Genomic DNA, 21275 nt, shown 5'->3' with positions numbered 1-21275 from the left:
CCGCCTTGCAGCGGAGCGCTGTCAGAGTCCGCTATCGTAGCGCGACATTTCCTCGCGATAGCGCGTGGTCATGCGATCCTGATCGGCGGGGGGTAGCTCGTCCTTCAGATGAAGGAAGCGGTCATTTTCCTCTTCATAGACATGATGAGCGACCGCGCCCTTGATATGCTCAAGCTTTTCCTGCCAGTCGTGGCTGAGCGGATCGAGTTCTTCCAGCAGCGCCAGTTGGACCTTGGCGGCCTGCTGTTCCTCATAGGCCATGGCCATATGGCTTTTATGATCTTTGGACAGCTGCGGGTAGATGACGGCTTCTTCAGCGCTGGAATGGCTCGTCAGCAGGGCGGCGAGCTTTCTTTGCGCACTCGTCCGGCTCTGCGCATCGGCGGCGGCTTCTGCTTCGGAGAAGGCGGCCTCAATCTGTTGATGATGTTGCAGTATCTGGTCGAGCCAGTCGCCGGGCGCTGCCGCGGCACGCGCTTTCTGCCGCGCTTCGGCACGATCTTCCTCGGATTCCGGCGGCGTGACTGCCGCGACGATCCTGTCGAGAACGGACATTGCATGCTCCTATTGCTGAACGGATCGGCCGTGCAAAAAGGCACGGCCTGACATTCCAGCAATCCTCGCAGGCTTCGCAGGGTTCCGGGGCCGGGCGGCAAAGCGCGCCGCCGCTAACCCAGATTGCAAAGGCGGATGCGCGGCCCCGTCAGGCCGCGATCTTGTCCAGTTCGCTGATCAGGCGCAGGAACTCCACCTCATTTTCGTCATGAGGCGTGCCGTCCTCATGGAAGATGTCGTGGAACCAGCGTTCCTTCAGACCATCGATGTTGGGGTTTTCCCACTTGTCCCATGGCAGATGCGTCTGCGTCTTGCCACGGACCAGGCCCCAGCAGAAGGTGCCGACTTCATGCTCCTTCGCCACGGGGAGGATCGCCTGGAAGGTGCTGCCCGCCGGCCGCGCCATATATTCGGTGCAAAGCAGCGGACGGCCCATGGTCTTAAGCCATTTCACGCGCTGTGCGAAATCTTCGGCGATGCCGTAGTTGTGGAAGGAGATGACATCCGAATTCCCGGTCTGGGCCCGCTGGATCGGACTCAGCAGGTCAGGCGCGGACCAGTCGCCAAGCCAGATGCCGCTGGTGAGCGGGTGTATCGGATTCATTTCCCGCGCCCAGCCGAATGCTTCGACGAGCAGCGGCACGACGAGGTCAGCCTTGGCCTGCAACGCGACGGGATCGCAGAGCGCGACTTCAGGACCATTGTCGGGTTCGTTCCAGATATCCCAGGCGAGCACGCGCGGGTCCTGGCCGAAGCGGCCAACGACGCCCCGGACATAGGCTTCCAGACGATCATGTTCGTCGGCGTTCATCAGCGTCGGCATGCCGGGCGATTGCACCCAACCGCTGTTATGAACGCCTTCACGCGGTTCGGGCTGAGGCCCAAGCGCCGGTTCGGGATGCCAGCAGGAATCGAACAGCACCAGCATCGTGCGGATGCCGTGGCGGTCCGCGACGCCAAGGAAGGCCTCGATGCGGTCGAGGAAGCCTTGCGCATCCTCCAGCCAGAGCAGGTCATGCAGATAGACACGAACCGAGTTCATGCCCACCGACGCCGCCAAGGCGAGTTCGCGGTCGATGGTCGGCAGGTCGAAGGTGCTCGCCTGCCACATCTCCAGCTGATTGATCGCATTGGATGGTGTGAAATTGCAGCCAACCAACCAAGGTTGAGCCTTGAACCAAGCATGTGCCGCTTCCGGCGTCCAACGTTCACTCATAACTGTACCCGCTCACGACCCCCGTCCGATTCGACGGCTCTTTAATGGCGCGCCACTACGAACCCCGCTAATTTAGAACAAGAGGGTTAACTGGATATGAGTAAGTGGAATTTTCGATCGATTCCGATCGATTTTTAAGCGGCGTTTTGCATCGATTGTTCCCGGAAATGCTGGGCAAAATGTTCCATGGCCGAAAGGAGCGAGGGAAGCTGCGGACCTTGGGCCGTGGCGAGCGCGACGTTGGCGGGACGGGGGGCGGGCCAGCCGAAAACGTGATGAGCGACGGCATGGACGCGTGAGGGGTCATGGCCGCATATTTCAGTGATGCTTTTTGCGAAATCGGCCCAGGAAAGAGCTTGGCCATTGGTGAGGTGCCAAAGGCCCGCCTCTCCGTCGATCAGCAGGTCGAGCGATGCCGTCACCAGATGCGGGACATAGGTCGGTGAGACGACAAGATCAGACGCCGCGTGAAATTCCTCGCCCCGTGCAAGCGCCGAGACGACGGCGGTCGCGAAATTATATTGGTCGTAGGGAGAGAAGAAGGCTGCGGTGCGCGCGATCAGATGCTGACCGGAAAGCTCCGCGATGCCTGCTTCCATCTGCGCCTTGCTGCGCCCATAGCTGTTGCACGGCGAAACGGCATCGCTCTCGACATAGGCGGAGCCTTTCGTGCCGTCGAAAACGAGGTCGCTGGAGAAGGAGAGCGTCGGGATGCCTTCACGCTCGCAAGCCTCGGCAAGCGCGATGGCGCCCAGTGCATTGGCGAGCATGCAGGCGGATTCCTCCGTTTCTGCTTCGTCGACCCGCACCCATCCGGCGGCGTTGACCACTGCCCAGGGGCGCAGCCTTTCCAGCGCCGCGCCGATGCTGGCGCGCTCGGAGAGGTCCAGATCCTGGCGGCTTGTGAGGATGAAGGGGATGTTGCGGAGCGAACAGGCGCGGGCCATCGCCTGTCCCAAGGTGCCCGTCGCACCACAGATGAGCAGGGGTCGAGGCGATGTTGGACCGCGAGAACCGGCGATGTGCTGCGTGATCGGCGCGGGCCGTTGGACAGGCGGATGAACCATGCGGATGGGCCTATGCCACCAGCCCGCTTCTGTCGTAACAGGCGGACGGGCTGCCTTGGTCGCCAGCGCTTTCACCAGCGAAGCCATGGCGGTTGGGCGAGGCTGGCCGCTGCTGACGTCCCAGACGCCCGGTTCATAGACGCCCGGTCGAGTGAGGAGCGTGTTCCAGCCGGTGCTGCCGAGAAGGGACCAGATGGTCACCGCTTCCACCGGCACGCCCTGATCATTGAGACGGGTTGCGACGTCCCATGCCTGCGCCATCCAGCGGAGCTGTTCCTCGCGGGTGCAGCCATTATGCACTTCGGTGATCGCGACCGGCAGGCGATAGCGTTCCCACGCTTCGCGGATCGCGCCTTCGAGCCCCTGGGAGGGTGGATCGAGCACGCGCACTGCTTCCACATCCGCGTAAAGCTGCGTCTCGCTGCCGCCATGCAGATGCCGGGGATAGCGTTGCAGGCGATGATCGAGGAAGCGGTCGCTGGTGAGATAATGGTTGATGCCGATCACATCGGGCGGGCAGGGATCGTCGAGGATCGCTTGCAGCCGATGTTCCAGGCCGAAGGCCGCGATGCGTTTCCAGAAAGGGTCGCTGCGGTCGATCTTTCCGCAAAGAAGATCCCATCCGGTCCAGCGCCGCATATTGTCGAATGTGGCCTGATCCCGGAGCGCGGCGGTGGCGTAGGTGCGGCCAAGGTCGTCCGTCTGGATCAGGCGTGCAGCAGGGTTGATGCGGCGGATGGCCCGCATCGACAGGCGGGTGGCATCGACCTGATTGAGCAGCGCCAGCCAGAAGTCGCGTTCGGAACGCAGATGCGGATACCAATGCCCGTACAGCGCCGAAAAGCGCGCGGTCGTCAGGGGTTCGTTGACGGGCGTCCAGTCTTTGATCCAGGGATAGCGTTCGGCGACATGGCGGGCATGAGTGGCCAAACCTTCGGCAAAATCGTCCGAGACGAGGCTGGTATAGCGCGGCCCGCTGCCATGGTGGATGAGTCCCGCGATGACCCGGATGCCGAGTTCGCGCAGGCGGGAGAGCCTCTGGTCGCTCCACGCCCAATCGCATTGATCGGGATGATCCGGGCTGGTCCGTTCCCAGAGCACAGGGTAGCGGATCGCCTTTATGCCGAGTTCGGCGAAGCGGTCGAGATCCTCCAGCCGATCCTGATGGCCGCTCAGGCGGATCTGATCGCCATAATGTTCGTGCACCCGGTTCACGGTGCACTCAAGGCCGCCCCATAGCTGCGGATATTCGGTCATTTCGGATCCCCTCTGATGGCTTTTGGAAGAGGAAGCGGTTCTGACGGTGCCCCCGAGTAGGTCGAAACGGTCCAGCCGTTCAAGTGGATGCCTCCAAATAGCATCCTTCGGCCAACTTATATCAGCGGCAGGGCAGGAACGCGTAAGCTACTCCCGGGGTTGTGTCTGCATTCATCATCCAGAAAGGTACGCGCTTATGGTCCCGCCCCATTCGTCCACTCGGCATGGAACAGGACCAAGTCCCAAACCCGGCGCTCATACGTTAATCTGCTTCAGTCATCTTCGCTGGAATTTCGTGTTCCAGCGCCCGCAGCATCTGATGAGCCGCTTTGCCGCACATTCCCAGGTGCTGTTCTGGGAGGAGCCGAACCATGTCTCTGAGCTGAAGGCGCCCGACCTGCATGTCGAAACCTGCGCCCAAACAGGGGTCACGGTGGTTACGCCGCAGCTGCCCGCCGGGCTGCCCAGGGAGCAGGAGTGCGAGGTTCTGAAGCAGCTGCTCGACCTTTATCTGGCCGGGGAGCCGGGGCCGTTCATCCGCTGGTACTATACGCCGATGATGCTGCCCTTTTCCGAACATGTGATGGCGGACTGCATCATCTACGACTGCATGGACGAGCTTGCCAATTTCAAGGGTGCGCCGCCCGAACTGTTGCCGTTGGAGCAGCGGTTGCTGTCGCAGGCGGACCTTGTCTTTACCGGCGGCTACAGCCTGTATGAAGCGAAGCGGGACAAGCATCCCGCCGTCTATCCCTTCCCGTCGAGCGTCGATGCCCAGCATTTCGCGAAGGCGCGCCTTGCCCGCCCGGCCAATGACGATGGGCGCCCGCGCCTTGGCTTCTATGGCGTGGTCGATGAGCGGATGGACGTGGAGCTGCTCGCCGCGCTGGCGGATGCGCGGCCGGAATGGGTGCTGGAGATCATCGGTCCGGTGGTGAAGATCAGCGAGGATGATCTGCCCCGCCGCGACAATCTGCGCTTCCTTGGCGGCCGGTCCTATGAGGATTTGCCCGCTTGCGTCGCGGGATGGGACGTTGCGTTGATGCCCTTTGCCATCAACGACGCGACGCGCTTCATCAGTCCGACAAAGACGCCCGAATATCTGGCTGCTGGCAAGCCGGTCGTGTCCACGCCGATCGCGGACGTGATCCGCCATTATGGCGACATCGAAGCGGTGAAGATCGCGCCGCGCGGGGAAGGCTTCATCGCGGCCTGTGACGAGGCGCTGGCCTTGGCGCGCGGCAATGGGCAGTGGCTGAAGGAAGCGGACCAGCTGCTGGCGGGTATGTCCTGGGACAAGAGCTTCCAGCAGATGGACAGGCTGATCAAGGATGCGCTGTCGCGCAGCGTCCACGCTCATCCGATCGTCTCCCCCACGTCCTGGAGCAGCAGCCGGTCGCATCATTATGATGTGATGGTGGTGGGCGCAGGCTTTGCCGGCGCGGTGATGGCGGAGCGGCTGGCGGCCGATGGCGGCAAGAAGGTGCTGGTGGTCGACCGGCGCCCGCATGTCGGCGGCAATGCCTTCGATGAATATGATGCCAATGGAGTGCTGATCCATCGGTACGGGCCGCACATCTTCCATACCAACAGCGAGGAGATATTCAGCTATCTATCGCGCTTCACCAAGTGGCGGCCCTATGAGCATCGGGTGCTGGCGGCGGTCGATGACATGCTGGTGCCGATGCCGATCAACCGCACGACGCTCAACATGCTCTATGGCCTTGACCTCAAGACGGAAGAGGATGCGGCGGCGTTCCTGGCCGCGCAGGCGGAACCCGTGTCGGTCGTCCGCACGTCGGAAGATGTGGTGATATCGGCTGTAGGCCGGGAGCTGTATGAGAAATTCTTCCAGGGCTATACGCGCAAGCAGTGGGGGCTAGACCCGTCGGAACTCGACAAGGCGGTAACGTCGCGCGTGCCGACGCGGACCAATACCGACGATCGCTACTTCACCGACAAGTTCCAGGCAATGCCGCTGGAAGGCTATACGCGGATGTTCGAGCGCATGCTGGACCATCCCAATATCGATGTCCTGCTGGGTGTCGATTATTGCGAGGCGCGCGATGCCTATCCGCATGACCATCTGGTGTTCACCGGGCCGATCGACGAATATTTCGGCTACCGTTTCGGCAAGCTGCCCTACCGGTCCCTGCAATTCGAGCATGCGCAGCTGGACCAGGCACAGTTCCAGCCGGTCGCGGTGGTCAACTATCCGTCGCCCGCAACCGAATATACCCGGATCACGGAATATAAGCATTTGACCGGGCAGCAGTCCCCCCGGACAAGCATCACCTATGAATATCCGGCGGCGGAAGGGGACCCCTATTATCCCATCCCCCGGCCGGAGAACCAGGCGCTGTTCAAACGCTATGAAGCTTTGGCGATGGTGCAGCCCGACGTCAGCTTCGTCGGACGGCTCGCCACCTACCGCTATTATAATATGGATCAGGTCGTCGGGCAGGCATTGGCTACCTACCGCAAGATGGCCCAGCGCCACGCCCGCGAGCAGGCTGTCCCGGCAGCCATTGAACTAAGGCCTTCATCGGGCGCGGCTTAGCTGCTCCCCGCCGCTGTTGCCGGGGATGCGGCCGGAGCGTGATCCGATTTCTCTCTGATCGGATCACGCTCCGCTCGTTCAAAAGCGCTGCGCGATGACATGGGAGCTGCAATGCGTATCCATCATCTTAATTGCGGCACGGATTGCCCGCTGGGCGGCAGCCTGTTCGACGGGACCAGCCATGGCCTGACAGGGCGGCTGGTGTGCCATTGCCTGCTGGTCGAAACGGACAGCCATGGCCTGGTCCTGATCGACACGGGCTATGGATTGCGGGATGTCCATCATCCCCATGCGGGCTCCCATTCCCGTATCACCCGCACGATGCGCGCCCTTCTCAACATCAAGTTGAAGGAGGAGGAGACAGCATATCGGCAGATCGAACGGCTCGGCCTTTCCCCGTCCGACGTGCGGCACATCCTGCTCACGCATCTCGATTTCGATCATGCCGGTGGGCTGGAGGATTTCCCGCAGGCGCAGATCCATGTGATGGATGCCGAATACAGGTCAGCGGCTGGCCCACGCCGTGGCTTTGTCACGCGCAATCGTTACCGGCCAGCGCAGTGGAATGACGTCCGGCAATGGCGGCGCTACGGCGCAAGCGGAGAGAGATGGTTCGGGTTCGACGCCGTGCGCGATCTGGAAGGATTGCCGCCTGAAATATTGATGGTCCCCTTGCCGGGCCACACCTGGGGCCATGCGGGAATTGCGATCCAGTCGGGTGGCCGCTGGCTGCTGCATGCGGGAGACGCCTATTTCTACAGGGGTGAGATGCGCGGGGCGGCGAGGCATTGCACGCCGGGCCTGCGCGCTTACCAGAATATGATGGAGGTCGATCGGCGGGCGCGATTGGAAAATCAGGATCGCCTGCGCCGATTATCCATCGAGCAGCGGCATGAGCTATCCATCCTCTGCGCGCATGACCGGGTGGAGTTCGACCGTGCAACGGCGGGGCGGCTGCTCTAGCTTCGACGGGAAGGATCGCGGCCGTAGCCGTCATTCTGAAGGACCACGCTGCCGCCGTCGGGAAAGGCGGTCAGGTAGAGGATATAGACGGGCACCGGTTCAGGAAGGGGGACGCGCAGTTCGGTGGCGTTGACCGCGCCCATGGCTTTGCCGTGCATGAGCCAGGTGTAGAGGCGTTCTGCGTCGGCCACGCGGACGCAGCCGGAACTCAGCAGACGATCCTTGCGGGCGAAATTCTGCTTGGCGGGTGTGTCATGCAGATAGATGCCGAGCCGGTTGGGCAGCATGAACTTGACCGCGCCCATCATGTTATCCGGACCCGGCAGTTGCCGCACGCGCAGCTTGACGGTGCCGGCCGCAACCGCCGGCCAGTCGACCTCGTTGGCTTGGAGGATGCGGGCGTCATTGCCCCATCCCGATAGCAGTTCCAACCGCTCCTGTTCCAGAAGGGCGGGGCCGTCCGAAGCGATACGGGCTGCCCGAGCCTGGATGAGATCAGGCGGGAGGTTCCAATAGGGGTTGCGGACGGAAAAGCGGATCAGCCCGGCAAGCGACGGCGTCTGATGCTGCTTGCGGCCCACGATGACGGGCATTTCGCCCACGTTTTGGCCGTTTTCAACCATGATCAACTTGGCCGATGCGCTGTTCACAAGAATGTAGCGGCGGCCCGGATCAGCGGGAAGGGCGCGGAGCCGGTCCATGTTGATGAGGAGGGCCTGCTCATAATCCGGATTGGGGAGCCTTGTCGGATTGATGCCGGTGCGGCGATAGTCGCCAAGCGCCTTGCGTAGCCGCTCATAGAGCGGGTGCATCTGCTGGACCTGGGCGAGATAGGCTGTGGCGGAAGGCGGATCGGCGGCTGCGCGGAGCAAGGTGTCGGCGCTGGTTTGCGGCGCGAGACCGGCGTCCACATAGAAGACCCGGTTGCTTTCAGAGGGCGTGCGGAGGGCGCGGACATAGTCGAGCAGGGCTTGCGTCAGCAGGATTTCGCGATCCATCCCCTTCTGCCGTGTGGCGGTTATGGCCGCACTGAAGCTTTCGGGATCGAGGCCGTCTTCGCCTGCATTCGCCAGCACGCGCCGGAACATGTCCGCAGCCGCATCCGTCCAGAAGGGACGGTGAACGCGGGCGCGGTAAAATTGCTGGATTGCGGCAGCATCTGCCGCTGCGCCTTCCAATATTATCGCGGGCGTACCGGCTGTGGGCGCACGGCCGATCGCGGGGCTGTCGCTTCGAAAGCCCAGAAGTGCAGCAACCGCCAGCGCGCCGATGCATATCCCGGCGATTTGTGTCTTTGGCATTGAAGCGGACGGGCCGCTGCCGCCTGGTCGCGGCGTTACGGCAGCGGCGTCATCCGTTCTGGCTGTCAGCCGCGTTCTCCAGCACGCGATACCGCCGAGCCGCCAGTGCTGCTGTCTGATCCGGTCGTGCCATATTGGTCGCCGCTCATCGAGCCACTGCCGGTCGTTCCAGTGCTGCTTTCAGCCTGGCCCGAACCGTAGGTGCCGCTGGTGCCGCTTGTCGAGCCGGTCGAGTTGCCGCTACCCATTGTCCCGGTCGATCCCGACGAGGTCGTGCCGCTGGTGCCGCCGCTCATCGTGCCTGAAGTTCCGGATTGCGCCGTACCGCTGCCGCTGCCACTCCCGCTAGTGGTGCCTGCATTCTGCGCCAACGCAATTCCGCCTGCGGTCAGAGCGCCAAGCGCGCCGACTATTGCAAGTCTTTTCAACATATCATAGATTCCCTCTACTTGGGTGGGGCCGGGGAAACGAGGTGGTTACACTGTCGTTCCGCGCATGAATATTTGTTCTAACTTGAGTTACGCGTTTAGTTGTTACGCTTACGTTTGGGTTGGGGGGCTTCTTGACATTCCGGACATTGCTGCTCGTCGCAGCGTACGTTTGCGGGTCCGCGGCGACGCTGCCGGTTGAACGGCCGACTGTGGCGATCATCGATAGCGGTGTTGCGATGACCGCCGAACTCGCGCCGCTGCTCGTCGCGGAATATGACGTGGCGGCGCGCCCGGCGAGAGCGCCATTTCATCCGCGTTATGATCATGGCACGATGGTCGCGACGATCCTCGCACGCGCCGCTGGGCGCGATGTCGGGATCATATCCATTCGCATCGATGATCCTGAAGGATGCCCGGCGAATGTCAGCCCGCCTTGCCAGAATGATCCTGCGCCGGTCGCGGCCGCAATCCGGAAGGCCACGGCGCTGAGGGTCGACGCCATCAACATCTCGCTCGCGCTGGGCCAGGATGACGGCATTACGGCAGCGGTGCGGGAGGCCGGAGCGAAGGGGATCAAGGTCGTGCTGGCGGCGGGCAATGAGGGATGGGATCATCCCGGCAATCTCGCCCCTGCGCGTGAGGCTTTTCCCGCTGCCGTGCTGGTTGGCGCGTTGGACGGCGCGGGCCATCCGTGGAGCGGCACGAACCGGCCGGGACCTACGCCGCGCGACTATAATTATGTCTGGCAGCCTGGCGTCAAAGTGCCCACGGCCGCTGCCGATGGAAGCGCGGTGCGTGGCACGGGCACATCCTTCGCCGCGCCGATCGAGACTGCACGATTGTTGCGGACCATCGGGCAGGTTCGGGCTTCCTCCCGGACCGCCAACGGGATTTCCTGAAGCCATATCAGCTTCTTTTGGCCGTTATTGAGGCAAGCTTCGTCTAAATTGACTTGATCAGGAACAAAATGCTTGGGGCGCCGATTATAATCCTGTGAGATGGAATTGAGGCGGCTTGTCGATGTTGTCCTTCATCCCCTTGTTATTCGACAACGATCTGGAGGCCGGTGTTTTGCGCCGGTTCGACAATCCGCATCCTCTCATCTGCAAAAGGAGCACATGAAGTGACCCAAGGAAGAGGATGGACATTGGCGAGCGCCTGCATGCTCGCACTCACCGCGTGTACGACGGCGACTCCCTATCAGCCTTTGGCGGAACGTGGATCGGTGACCGGCGGCTTTTCCGATGAACAGGTGGAAGCGAACCGGTTCAGGGTCACATTTTCCGGCAACAGCATGACGTCGCGCGACACGGTCGAGCGCTATCTGCTGTATCGGGCCGCCGAATTGACGCGGCAACAGGGATATGACTGGTTCGTCATGGCCGACCGGGCGACGGAACGGCGCAGCAGGACTTATGTGGACCGGCCGTTCAGTTCCGGCATGTACGGCTATTGGGGCCCGTCCTGGCGCTATTATGGCCGCGGGTTCGGCTGGCGGACCTGGGACCCCTTCTGGGGCGATCCTTTCTGGGACAACAGCATCGATGTACGCACCGTGGATCGTTATGAGGCGACGGCCGAGATCGTAATGGGCCGTGGGCGCAAGCCCATGAATGACGTTCGTGCATTCGATGCCAGTGAGGTTCTACGAAATCTCGGACCCAATATAATGCGCCCTACGTGACCAAGCTGCCTGGATGACGGCCGCAGGGGGCGCGGCGGGATGATGAACATGGTTGAGCCTTGGACCCATCGACGGTCCAAGGCTCGACTCCGTGTATGCGATCGCAGGCGTCAGCGGCCTGAGCCGCTTTGTCCGGGCGCGGACGTGCCGGCAGATCCCCTGGCACTGGTTGGGGCATCGGTGCCGGAGACGGCGCCCCGCGTGCCTGTCTCGCCATCGGTCATGGCGCTCCCGGCGCCTTCGCCTGGAATGCCGTCAGGGACTGTCCCAACCGTGGTGTTGCTGGGCGCGAAGGTGGAGTCGCCGGAATCGGCCTGGTCCGACGGAGCGCAGGCCGCGACGCCCATGGCGATGATCATGATGGGAAGGGATTTTGGCACTTCATCTCTCCTGTTCTGGCATGGCAAGCAACCGGCCATGGGCGCGGCTGTTCCGGGGAACAGGCTTTGGACAATAGTGGGTTAATGCCATCGGCGTTCAGACGGTGACGGGTGCCCGTTTCCTGCCGGTGTCGCCGAAGACACGGAGATAGCGCGCGATTTCCGCCGCGTTGCCCGTCGCCTTCTCAGGGTTGTCGGACAGTTTGACGGCGGGCCTTCCATTTGCCTCCACCACCTTGCAGACGAGGGAGATCGGGTCGAGTCCGTCGCCTGGAAATGGCGCGCACTGCCGGAAGTCGTTGGTGAGGTTGGTGCCCCAGCCAAAGCTCATCCGCACCTGACCTTCGAAATGCCGATAGGTCTGTTCGATCGCATCGACATCCATGCCATCGGAGAAGATCAGCAGCTTGGTGCGAGGGTCGCGCCCCTTGTCGCGCCACCAGCGGATGATCTGCTCCCCGCCCTCGATCGGCGGCATGCTGTCGGGGCGGAAGCCGGTCCAGTCGGCGACCCAGTCCGGCGCGTCGCGTAGAAAGGCAGCGGTGCCGAATGCGTCGGGCAGCACGACCAGCAGGTTGCCGCCATAAAGGGCCCGCCAATCCTGAAGGACGCGATAGGGTGCCGCTGCCAATGCTTCATCGCTGTCCGCCAGGGCTCCCAGCACCATCGGCAGTTCGTGCGCGTTGGTTCCGATTGCCTCAAGGTCGGCGTCCATCGCCAGTAGCACATTGGACGAGCCGATGAAGCGATGCCCGAGGCCTTCCTTCAAGGCTTCCACGCACCAGCGCTGCCACAGGAAGCCGTGGCGCCGCCGGGTGCCGAAGTCCGATATGACGAGGTCGGGCAGACGGCTCAGCCTTTCCACCTTTTCCCACAATTTGGCCTTGGCGCGGGCATAGAGCACGTCCAGGGCAAAGCGCCCGCGATCCTTCATCGCCGCGCGGGATCGCAGCTCGTTGATGATGGTGAGCGCGGGAATTTCCCACATGGTCGCATGCGTCCATGGACCGGTGAAGCGCAGCTGATATTCGCCGTCCGCCCTGCTCAGTTCATAGTCGGGCAGGCGGAAGTCGGCGAGCCATGCGATGAAGTCCGGGCTGAACATCTGCGTCTTGCCGTAGAAGCTGTTGCCTGCGAGCCAGATCAGTTCCTTTTTCGCGAAACACAGCGATCGGGCATGGTCGAGCTGTGCGCGGAGTTCGCCTTCGTCGATGCTGTCGGCAAGCCTGACCGAGCGGCTGCGGTTGATGAGCTGGAAGGTGACTTCGACGTCCGGATAAAGACGCCAGATCATCTGGAGCATCAGCAGCTTGTAGAAGTCGGTGTCGAGCAGGCTGCGGACGATGGGATCCAGCCGCCAATTATGATTATAGGTGCGGGTCGCTATGTCCGTGAAAACCATGGGCCATCCTGTCGGGGGTCAACGGCCAAGGCGGTTCCGGGGATCCATTTTCTTGTGCCCATCGGCAATGTGCCGCATCATTGATCCGTGCTTGGAGGAGTGAAGTGGCAGGGATGACAGTTTTGGCCAAGGACATGGCGGAAAAACCCGCTGGCGGTCGTGCGGCCTATCTGGAGCGGCGGCGAGCGGCGACGCGCGACGGGATCGTCCGGGCGGCACGACAGGTGTTTGCCGAAGCGAGCTATGTCGATGCGAAGATCGACGACATATTGGGCGCGGCTGGAGTCAGCCGGGCCACTTTCTATTCGCATTTTGAATCGAAGCTGGAGCTTGCCAGCGCCATCTATGAGGAGACGGTGCCGCAGACGCGAGCCTTGTTCGAACGGCTGCCGCTGCTGGCGGGGCAGGATCTGTCAGCGGTCAGGGAGTGGTTGGCGGACTTTGTCGGTATCCATCTGGAGCATCGCTATGTGACGCCGCTGATCGCACAGTTGCAATTGTTCGAAACGGGCTTTCGAGCCCGAATATTGGCGGATACCGAGGTGCTGATCGATCTGGTGGCGGGATCAGGTGTCGATGCCTTTGCCAAGGCAGGCGCAGACGATCGGCAGCGCATCAGGGTGCGGCTGTTGTTCAATCAGATTGCCCATGTGTGCGCGGAGGTGGCCAGGGGCGAGTTTGGCGTGCAATCCGACATCTGCCTGGATTTGATGGCAGAGGAAATTGGCCGGTTCGTGAAACCGGCTGCCTGACGGGCCGCGAAAGCCGGTGGACTTGAAACCAGACTGAGAGTATGGTTTCAAAAATGACAGGAGTAGGAGAGCGCCCGTGGTGATCCGGGTCGGCATGGTGGGCGCGAGCCCCGATTATGGCTGGGGTTCTGGCGTCCATCGCCGGGTGATCGAACGATTGCCTGGCTACACGCTGCAAGGCGTATGCACGACGCGGGAGGAAAGCGCCCGGGAGGCCGCCGCCAGGTTCGGGGCGCCGCTGTGGTTCACTGATGCCGAAGTGCTGGCGCAACATCCCGACATTGATCTCGTCGCGATTTGCGTGAAGGTGCCGCATCATCATGCGATTGCCAGGGCAGCGCTGAACGCGGGCAAGCATATCTATTGCGAATGGCCGCTGGCGATCAGCGTGGAGCAAGCGGAGGAACTGGCGGCACTGGCGCGGCGGCGGGGCGTCAAGGCGATGATCGGCCTCCATCTGCGCGGATCACCGGTGATGACCCATGCGGCCAACTTGGTCGCGGAAGGCTATGTGGGCAGGCTCTACAGCGTGACGCTGCATGCGCGGATTTTCGGTCCGGTGATGCGGGCGATGGCGATGCGGGCAGGCGGCACGACGCTGCTGTCCATCTATGGCGGACATTTGATCGATGCCATGGACCATCATTTCGGCCCGATCGAGGATGTCGATGTGCGCGGGGCGATCCATTTGCCGCCGGTCGATGAAAATGGTGCGCCGATTGATCGGGATGCCGACGATCATTTGCTGTTCGAGGGCAGGCTGCGGGGTGGCGCGCTGTTCCAGATGAACCTTGCAGGCGTGTCGATGAGCGGCATGGGTTGCGCGTGGCGCATCGAGGGCAGCGAAGGGTCATTGCTGTTGTCGACACGCGACCCAAGCCTTCCCGCGATAGAATCCTTGGTGCTGCATGGCGTACGAGGGGGTGGCGCGATGGAGCCGATCACCATCCCCTCCGCCCTGGAATGCGCGGCGATACCTGCTGAACCAGACCGCTACAGCGCCTATCCGGGCAGCTTCGCGTCGCGCGAGGCGCTGTCGTCCATCGGCAATCTCTATACGCGTCTTGGCGAAGCCATAATGAACGACGCAGCGGTTGACCCCGATTTCAGTCGGGCGGCCACCATCCAGAACCTGCTTGCCCGTCTGGACGGCGCAAGCTCTCCCCGTGCATGTGCACAAGCTGCCGGAGTTACGCCATGAAAGCTGAATTGGAAATCGCCGATACCGCGCAGGCCGACAATGCCGAAGAGGTCACGTCGGGTAGCCCGATCTTTTACCTGAACGGCCGCCGCAAGGTGCGGACGGAAAGCAGTGTGCTGGTCAGCTCTTCGCGATGGCTGAACGATGCGCGGGTGCGCGAGTGGATCTCGACCGAAAATCTGCGGCGCAACGGTCATGACTATCCGCTGCTCTATGGTCTTCCGACGCTGATGCAGGCGGTCGATGAGGTGCGTGATGTCGAAGAGGCCGAAAGGCTGGTGGCGGAGGAACGCCGCCGTAACCCGGCATTCGACCAGTGGCTGAGCGAAGCTTTTGTATCGACCTACAGCAAGGATGATCTGAAGGAATATCCAGAGGGTTCGGTCGGCCGCCAATTGTTCGAATATATGGATGAGTTCGACCTTTCGCCTGAACTCAACTCTCGCATCCTGGACAACCCGGACTGGAAGCCAGCGAATACGCTCGACTATTGGAACCTGCGCATGGGGCAGACCCATGATGCCTATCATATATTGGGCGAAGTCGGATTTGGATCAGTCGCCGAATATTTCATCACGGGCGTGGTCACGGGTAATGTGTTCCGGCATCTGGGCGCGGAGCTGGCGGGCGCTCTGATGACGGTCAACACGCTGATCATGTTCCCTTGGATGACGCGGACCATGCTGCATTATCCGGGCGCATGGCCGGATTTGTGGCGGAACCTGTCCTATGGCTATGAGGTGGGGCAGCAGTCGGACGCGCTGTTCACCGCGAAGTTCGAGGAGATCATGCACCTTTCACCCGCCGAGGCGCGGGCGGTGCTGGGCTGGCGCGGGCACCGGGATGGTGTCGACAGCAAGCGTGCGTCGATGATCTTTGGCGAGGGGCGGGAGATTATTCCCTGAGCCTGTAGCGCGGGTTCTTGAAAGGAAGAATAGGACTTCGACAAGCTCAGTCTGAACGGTGCTTGTATGTTCCGGACAGAACAGAATGGGAGGAGGCGCTTAGCCCCCTCCCGATATCTCACTTCCCGTCGAGATGGGCAAAGTCGAACTGGCTCGTCGGAATGATGTCGATGCGCGAAAAGTCGATGAAGCCTGCGCAGCTGTCCGCCATATCCTTTGTATTGCGGGCGAATTTCTCATCATCGCCGACTGCGTCGAAGAAGGCGGGAGAGTTGGTCATCGCTTCTGGCGTGAAGCATTCCTCGACAAAGGCATCATAGTCGGGCGCATTGGGCGTCAGCGCGCGAACGATGATATTCTGGACATATTCGAAATTCGCCTGCGTATCGATGGCGACGCGGGTGTGATGCCGGTGCCAGTGCGCGACGGCATCGTCCCAGCTCATGTCCGAGCGGAAGGAGATGAAGCTCGCCTGCGACCATCCCCAGGTGCGTGACCCGGCCTGCGGCGCATGATTCCGATTGGGAATGATGGTGGATTCAGCAACGACCCACAGCTCGAAGCGGCTGCTATGTTCGGCCAGGATGTCGTCGATGGGTCCGCGGAAATGGGCATTGGCGGTGGGCAGCCAGAATTGCACCACCGCATCCTGCTGCGGCTGCTGCCATGTTTGCAGGAGCGGCGCGGCTGGTTCCACGGTCGCGTCGCGCAGGTTCAGGCGGATCGCAGTTGCGCCCGCTTCCTTGAGCGCAGCGGGAAGCGCGGCTTTCAACTGTTCGGCATAGTCGGCGCGCGAGACGCCCTCGGGCGCCCAAAGAGCGCAGATCAGCTTTTCCATTCAGATTTCTCCATCAATCTTTCAGGTCAGTCGAAATTGGCCTGTCCACCGTCAAGCGGGATGGTGGCGCCCGTCAGATAGGACAGGTCCGATCCGCACAGGGCGACAATGGCGCGGCCGATATCTTCCTCCAGCCGACCGATGCGGTCGAGCGGAATGGTCCGGAAGAAGGCCTTTGCCTCCTCGGGATTATTTTCGATCCACCATTTGAGGCCCGGCGATTCGGCGTGCGGAGCGATGGTGAGGACGCGGATATTCTGCCGCCCCCATTCCGCCGCGCCCGCGCGGGTAAGAACACGGGTCGCCTGCTTCACAGCGCCATAGCAGCCATAGCCGGTCATGTCCCAGCGGATGCCAGCGGAAGAGGCGAAGTTGAAGATGGTGCCGCCGCCGCGCGCCGCCATATGGGGACGCACCAGCTTCATCAGGCGGAACGAGGCGAGGGGGCCGGATTCAAACCCTGCCAGGAAAGCCTCGTCCGTCACTTCATCAAGCAGGCCAAGCGGCACTTCCTGCGCATTGTTGATCAGGATATCGACGCCGCCAAGATCGCTGACCGCACGATCGACGGCAGCGGCGAGATCGTCCGCTGCCTTTACGTTACAGGCGACGGCGATGGCGCGAACGCCATGGCCTTCGGCAAGGCGTGCGGTTTCCTCAACCTTTTCGAGCGTCCGCCCTGCCAGCAGCAGATTCACGCCTTCAGCCGCAAGGGCTGTGGCGATGCCCTGCCCGATGCCCTGTCCCGCCCCGGTGATCAGGGCAACCTTGCCTTTGAGAGCCGACATCGCTCTATCCTTTCCCTTCATTTTGTTTCTGTGGCCTGCGCGTTGCCGCGCCTTGGATGTCAGACCTGGCGCGGCCGCAAAATCGCGTCGCTGCCGCCGTCGATGAAGATCAACTGACCCAGCAGATAATTATTTTCCATGTTGAGCAGGAAGTCGAGCAGTTCGGCGATCTGTTCCGGCCCGGCATATTCGTTGACGGCGATCGGATTGCTCTGGTTGATGAGCTTTACCATGTCCGGCTGGCTGAGCAGCGGTGTCGTCATCGGCGTTTTCACCACGCCAGGCCCGATGCCATTCAGCAAAATGCCTGCGCCGCCCCATTCGGGCTGCACCGCGGCGCGGCGGACCCATTGCGATAGTGCGTTTTTCGACGTGGAGTAGGCGTTGCCCCCATCATTCGCCATGGCTTCGCGCGCGGCCTCTTCCTTGCCCGCGAGGCAGAGTTCGACCACCTGGGCGTTGGACGGCAATATGGCTGCGGTGGAGCAGATGGCGACGGCGCGCGGACGGGCGGACTTCGCGAGCAGGGGCCGCAGTCCTTCCAGCGTGGCGACCGCGCCGAAATAGTTGATGCCGATGGTCTCCCGTTCCATCCCTTGGGCCGAGATGCCGGCCCCGGCGAGGACCGCGTCGATGCCATCGGGTGCGCGGCGCGTGACCTCATCGATCATGCTGGTCCGACCTTCCGCCGTGCCGAGATCCGCATCAATGTCGGAATTGCGCAGGTCGACACCGATAACCTGGTGACCCGCGCGCTCGAGCCTGTCGCGTGTGGCGGCGCCGATTCCCGATGCTGCGCCAGTCACGACTATGGTTCTGCTCATGAAAACACTCTCCGTCTTTTGCTTTGTTGCGTTGTAGATGGCAGTTTTTTCTGCGCATAGCCAGTGCTTGTTCTCTTGCGTGCATGAGATTATCGTTGCGCATATGACGCAGCAGGTTCTGATCGGCCCCAAGGCTCCGTTGGGCAGCGCGGCTGGGCCGTGGACGGTGCTGGCCGTCGTGACGAGCAGCGCCGCGCGCGTCGAACTGCGCCGCTATGAACTGCCCCGGCCCAACGAGATGTGGGAACTGGACGAAGCGCCGATCCTGTCGATCGTCATGCCCCGCGCCGAAGGCACGCAGGGCGAGATCATGTTCGATCTGGGCGACCGGCGGCGGCACAAGGTCGGCCGGCTGATGCTGCGGCCCGGCGGCATAGCGATGCATTCGCGCGGCGATGGGGGCACGCTCGACATATTGACCTGCCGTTTCGATCCGGTGCGCTTCGCAGCGGTGACTGGCCTGTCCGATTGGGATTCGCGGCGGCTCAGCCGGTGCGCGTCGATCAGCTCACCGGTGCTGATGGCGCTGGCGGAGCGGCTGAAGCAGGAGACGGTGACGCCGGGCTTTGGCGCGGAGATGGCGGTCGAGGCGCTCGTGCAGCTGGCGATGGTGGAGTTGGCGCGGTTGTTCCGGCGGCCGCGGCAGGCTGACGCCGCGCAGGGCGGACTTGCGCCATGGCAGCTTGCCCGGATCGAGGAAGCGTTGCGGTCCAGTGATGGAGAATGGCCGACGACGCAGGCGCTTGCGAGCCTGTGTGGGATCAGCCGGTCGCACCTGTCGCGATCCTTTGCCGCGACGGCGGGCCTGGCGCTGTCCGACCATGCAGTGGCGATCCGGATGGAGCGGGCGCAGGACATGATCCGGGGCGGCGTGCTGCCGATGAACCGCATCGCCGAGGCGCTGGGCTTTGCGACCGCGAGTGCGTTCAGCGCCGCGTTCCGGCGCGCGACCGGACTGACCCCGCGTGCGTTCCGGCAGGAGTTTCACTAGGGGGTGCGCGCCCCTCGACAAGCTCAGGACGAACAGGGTTTAGTTGTTGGCGCGCAGAAAGCTGATCAGCACTTTTGCGAGTGCTGCGCCCTGGTCTTCCTGGACGAAGTGGCCGCCATTGGGGATGCGCGTGTGCGGCTGCCCTTTGGTGCCAGGGATGCGGCGTTGGAAGACCTCTTCCCAAGCAATGGTCGCGGGGTCCTGATCGCTGAAGGCGGTGAGGAAAGGCTTGTCCCAGCTTTCGAGGAAGCGCCAGGCGGCGCGGTTTGCTTCCAGCCCTTCCGCGCCTTCCGCGATCGGGATGCCGCAGGTGATCTGGAGCATGCCCTTCTTGTAGGAAGCGTCGGGGAAGGGCGCGGCGTAGGCGGCGAGCACGTCTGCCGGAACATCCGTTGCACAGGCGCGGCCGACGAGCAGGTCGAGCGGCAGGTCTTCGCTGGTGCGGCAGGTTTCGACCCAGGCGGCGATTTGCTCGCCGGGCCAGTTGGCAACGCCCAGCGGCGGCGGGTCGCAATTTTGCAGCAGCGTATTGGTGGCGAGGACGGCGTTGAAGCGCTCCGGACATTCCGAAAGGACGCGCAGGCCGATGGGGCCGCCCCAATCCTGGCAGACGAGGGTGATGCCGCGCAGATCGAGCGCCTCGACGAAGGCGCGCATCCATTGCACGAAGCGGTCGAAGCCATAGTCTGCGCGAGAGGCGGGCTTGTCGGACTTGCCGAAGCCGATCATGTCGGGCGCGATGACGCGATAGCCCGCCGCCGCCACCGGGCCGATCATGTGGCGGTAGAGATAGCTCCAGGTCGGATTGCCGTGCAGCATCAGGACGATGGGAGCATCGCGGTTCCCTTCGTCCACATAATGCATGCGGAGGGCCCCAAGCTGCTCATCCTCCACCTCCACATAATGGGGGGCGAAGTCATAGCCCGGCAGTGCGTCGAAGCAGGCTTCGGGTGTGCGCAATATGCCGGGCCGGACTTCCATGGTCAGAGGATGTAGCGTTCGCGATAGGTGGCGAATTCGCGCTTGATCGCCTCTTCGTCCAACCCGAAGCGTTCGAGCGAATAGTCGTGCATCGGCCGCTGCTCGCGCTTGTTACCCGCGAGGAATTCGGCGAGCACTTCTTCCAGCTGCGCATCGACGGCGATGCCCATGCGGGAGAGGACGCGTTCAGCCTGCGCCATCGGTTCCTTGCCTACTTCACGATAGTCGATGTCGATGAAGCGGTCTTCGCCGATCCGTTCACGCGCTGCTTCGAACAGGCGCATCCATTCGACAAGGCGCGGGAACCAGAAGGCACCGACTTCTTCGTCAGTAAGAGTGGCGCTGAGTTTGTACAGCGCCGCCTGCATGGAGACGTAGGAGGGCACGGTCTGCAACGGGTCGCGGTGCGTCATGATGAGCAGCGCGTCCGGGAAAGCCTTTGCCGCGACTTCCGCATAGGGGAGGTTGGAGGGGCTCTTCAAAATCCACTTGCGGCCCTTGCGCGAAGGGTCCTGCCACTGAAGATATTTGAGGATGGTCTTGAGGTCCTCATGCCCTTTGGACTGGTCATATGTGTTCAGCCAGCGGCTGAAGCTTGGCACATAATTCATGCCCTCTATCATGGTGCTGACGAACATCTGGCCGAGGACCAGGATTTCCTCGTCCGGCGCGTCGGGTTCGAGGGGATGGATGGAGGCGAGTTCGGGCGAAAGCTGCAGCCAGCCATCGATCATCGCCTGCGCATAGGCACGGCGTTCGACCGGATTGCCGCGTTCTTCGCCGGGGAAGGGAGCGAAATTCTGCGCCTCGTACCAGCGCAGGCCCGTCATGCCGGGCGCGCTGGCAAGCAGGCGCTGGAAGATGGTGCTGCCGGTGCGCGGCAGGCCCAGGATGATGCCAGCGACATCGACCTTTTCGTCGAGGATTTCCGGGTGGCGCTTGATGTCCTCCAACATGCGCAGGCGGCTGACCAGGCCCTTGACAATGACCTCTGTCGTCGAAGCGCGCCCGGCAGGGGTCAGGCGCCCTTCGCGGTTCGATGCTTCGATATAGCGGTCCATCGGCTCGAAGAACCATTCGTCCCCGAAATCGGAGAGCCCCGCCCGCTCGCGCGCCTGTTGCAGCAGCGCCTCCCGTTCAAGGGGCTGGGTCTGGATCTGGTCGGGCTGGGTCGCCATG

20 protein-coding genes are annotated in these 21275 nt (G+C 62.6%); 8 read left to right on the top strand and 12 right to left on the bottom strand.

What is annotated here, in order from left to right:
• Nucleotides 1–21 precede the first annotated feature (21 nt).
• The 3 genes from SPHS8_RS16365 to SPHS8_RS16355 form a co-directional block, all read right to left on the bottom strand.
• Entirely contained in the window at nt 22–555 is a 534-nt protein-coding gene (locus SPHS8_RS16365; RefSeq protein ID WP_201516484.1) for a hemerythrin domain-containing protein, read from the bottom strand.
• A 148-nt stretch (nt 556–703) separates the two neighbouring features.
• On the bottom strand, nt 704–1771 hold the full coding sequence (locus SPHS8_RS16360; RefSeq protein ID WP_097093204.1) for a cellulase family glycosylhydrolase: 1068 nt from the start codon (nt 1769–1771) through the stop codon (nt 704–706).
• Nucleotides 1772–1905: 134 nt separating this feature from the next.
• Nucleotides 1906–4095, bottom strand: coding sequence for a sugar nucleotide-binding protein (locus SPHS8_RS16355; protein WP_201516483.1), 2190 nt, complete (start codon nt 4093–4095; stop codon nt 1906–1908).
• 319 nt (nt 4096–4414) lie between these two features.
• Between SPHS8_RS16355 and glf the strand changes: the two genes are divergently transcribed.
• Nucleotides 4415–6655, top strand: a complete 2241-nt coding sequence (glf, locus tag SPHS8_RS16350) for a UDP-galactopyranose mutase (RefSeq protein WP_201516482.1) — start codon at nt 4415–4417, stop codon at nt 6653–6655.
• A 111-nt stretch (nt 6656–6766) separates the two neighbouring features.
• Nucleotides 6767–7618, top strand: coding sequence for an MBL fold metallo-hydrolase (locus SPHS8_RS16345; protein ID WP_201516481.1), 852 nt, complete (start codon nt 6767–6769; stop codon nt 7616–7618).
• Here the strand turns inward: SPHS8_RS16345 and SPHS8_RS16340 are convergent.
• Together SPHS8_RS16340 and SPHS8_RS16335 are read right to left on the bottom strand one after the other, a co-directional pair.
• Entirely contained in the window at nt 7615–8919 is a 1305-nt protein-coding gene (locus tag SPHS8_RS16340) for a L,D-transpeptidase family protein (RefSeq protein WP_201516480.1), read from the bottom strand. The two genes, SPHS8_RS16345 and SPHS8_RS16340, sit on opposite strands and share 4 nt — an antisense overlap.
• A gap of 65 nt (nt 8920–8984) precedes the next feature.
• Complete coding sequence (locus SPHS8_RS16335) at nt 8985–9350, bottom strand: hypothetical protein (protein WP_201516479.1); 366 nt, start codon at nt 9348–9350, stop codon at nt 8985–8987.
• 131 nt (nt 9351–9481) lie between these two features.
• Between SPHS8_RS16335 and SPHS8_RS16330 the strand changes: the two genes are divergently transcribed.
• Nucleotides 9482–10249 carry a S8 family peptidase gene (locus SPHS8_RS16330; RefSeq protein WP_201516478.1) on the top strand — a complete coding sequence of 256 codons (768 nt, stop codon included), beginning with the start codon at nt 9482–9484 and terminating at the stop codon, nt 10247–10249.
• Between the two features lie 224 nt (nt 10250–10473).
• A complete protein-coding gene (locus SPHS8_RS16325) occupies nt 10474–11034 on the top strand; it encodes a CC0125/CC1285 family lipoprotein (RefSeq protein WP_236575222.1) in 561 nt (186 codons plus the stop codon).
• Nucleotides 11035–11144: 110 nt separating this feature from the next.
• Here the strand turns inward: SPHS8_RS16325 and SPHS8_RS16320 are convergent, their stop codons facing one another.
• Nucleotides 11145–11414, bottom strand: coding sequence for a hypothetical protein (locus SPHS8_RS16320; protein WP_236575221.1), 270 nt, complete (start codon nt 11412–11414; stop codon nt 11145–11147).
• A 97-nt stretch (nt 11415–11511) separates the two neighbouring features.
• Nucleotides 11512–12816 carry a nicotinate phosphoribosyltransferase gene (gene pncB, locus SPHS8_RS16315; RefSeq protein WP_201516477.1) on the bottom strand — a complete coding sequence of 435 codons (1305 nt, stop codon included), beginning with the start codon at nt 12814–12816 and terminating at the stop codon, nt 11512–11514.
• A gap of 113 nt (nt 12817–12929) precedes the next feature.
• Here pncB and SPHS8_RS16310 point away from each other — a divergent pair, with 113 nt between their 5' ends.
• The 3 genes from SPHS8_RS16310 (at nt 12930) to SPHS8_RS16300 (ending at nt 15674) form a co-directional block, all read left to right on the top strand.
• Complete coding sequence (locus tag SPHS8_RS16310) at nt 12930–13568, top strand: TetR/AcrR family transcriptional regulator (RefSeq protein WP_201516476.1); 639 nt, start codon at nt 12930–12932, stop codon at nt 13566–13568.
• A gap of 76 nt (nt 13569–13644) precedes the next feature.
• A complete protein-coding gene (locus SPHS8_RS16305; RefSeq protein WP_201516475.1) occupies nt 13645–14769 on the top strand; it encodes a Gfo/Idh/MocA family protein in 1125 nt (374 codons plus the stop codon).
• Nucleotides 14766–15674, top strand: a complete 909-nt coding sequence (locus SPHS8_RS16300; protein ID WP_201516474.1) for a hypothetical protein — start codon at nt 14766–14768, stop codon at nt 15672–15674. The genes SPHS8_RS16305 and SPHS8_RS16300 overlap by 4 nt, the downstream gene beginning before the upstream one ends.
• 118 nt (nt 15675–15792) lie before the next feature.
• Here the strand turns inward: SPHS8_RS16300 and hsh3 are convergent, their stop codons facing one another.
• From hsh3 to SPHS8_RS16285, 3 genes are read right to left on the bottom strand one after another with little or no spacing between them, the layout of a single operon-like run.
• Nucleotides 15793–16512, bottom strand: coding sequence for a 7-beta-hydroxysteroid dehydratase Hsh3 (gene hsh3 / locus SPHS8_RS16295; RefSeq protein ID WP_201516473.1), 720 nt, complete (start codon nt 16510–16512; stop codon nt 15793–15795).
• 26 nt (nt 16513–16538) lie between these two features.
• Nucleotides 16539–17300 carry an SDR family NAD(P)-dependent oxidoreductase gene (locus tag SPHS8_RS16290; RefSeq protein ID WP_201516472.1) on the bottom strand — a complete coding sequence of 254 codons (762 nt, stop codon included), beginning with the start codon at nt 17298–17300 and terminating at the stop codon, nt 16539–16541.
• 59 nt (nt 17301–17359) lie between these two features.
• Entirely contained in the window at nt 17360–18124 is a 765-nt protein-coding gene (locus SPHS8_RS16285; protein ID WP_201516471.1) for an SDR family oxidoreductase, read from the bottom strand.
• 103 nt (nt 18125–18227) lie between these two features.
• Here SPHS8_RS16285 and SPHS8_RS16280 point away from each other — a divergent pair, with 103 nt between their 5' ends.
• Nucleotides 18228–19115, top strand: a complete 888-nt coding sequence (locus SPHS8_RS16280; protein ID WP_201531074.1) for a helix-turn-helix domain-containing protein — start codon at nt 18228–18230, stop codon at nt 19113–19115.
• Nucleotides 19116–19154: 39 nt separating this feature from the next.
• Here SPHS8_RS16280 and SPHS8_RS16275 read toward each other — a convergent pair whose 3' ends face one another.
• Together SPHS8_RS16275 and SPHS8_RS16270 are read right to left on the bottom strand one after the other, a co-directional pair.
• The gene (locus SPHS8_RS16275; protein ID WP_201516469.1) at nt 19155–20096 is read right to left on the bottom strand and encodes a haloalkane dehalogenase; all 942 of its coding nucleotides are present in this window, start codon (nt 20094–20096) and stop codon (nt 19155–19157) included.
• A 2-nt stretch (nt 20097–20098) separates the two neighbouring features.
• On the bottom strand, nt 20099–21274 hold the full coding sequence (locus SPHS8_RS16270) for a sulfotransferase family protein (protein WP_201516468.1): 1176 nt from the start codon (nt 21272–21274) through the stop codon (nt 20099–20101).
• Between the last annotated feature and the right edge of the window lies 1 nt (nt 21275).

This window comes from Sphingobium sp. S6 (genome assembly GCF_905120495.1).
Classification (GTDB): Bacteria; Pseudomonadota; Alphaproteobacteria; order Sphingomonadales; family Sphingomonadaceae; genus Sphingobium; species Sphingobium agri.
Note: the sequence above shows the minus strand (reverse complement) of the source record. Positions and strands in the feature narration are given on the sequence as shown.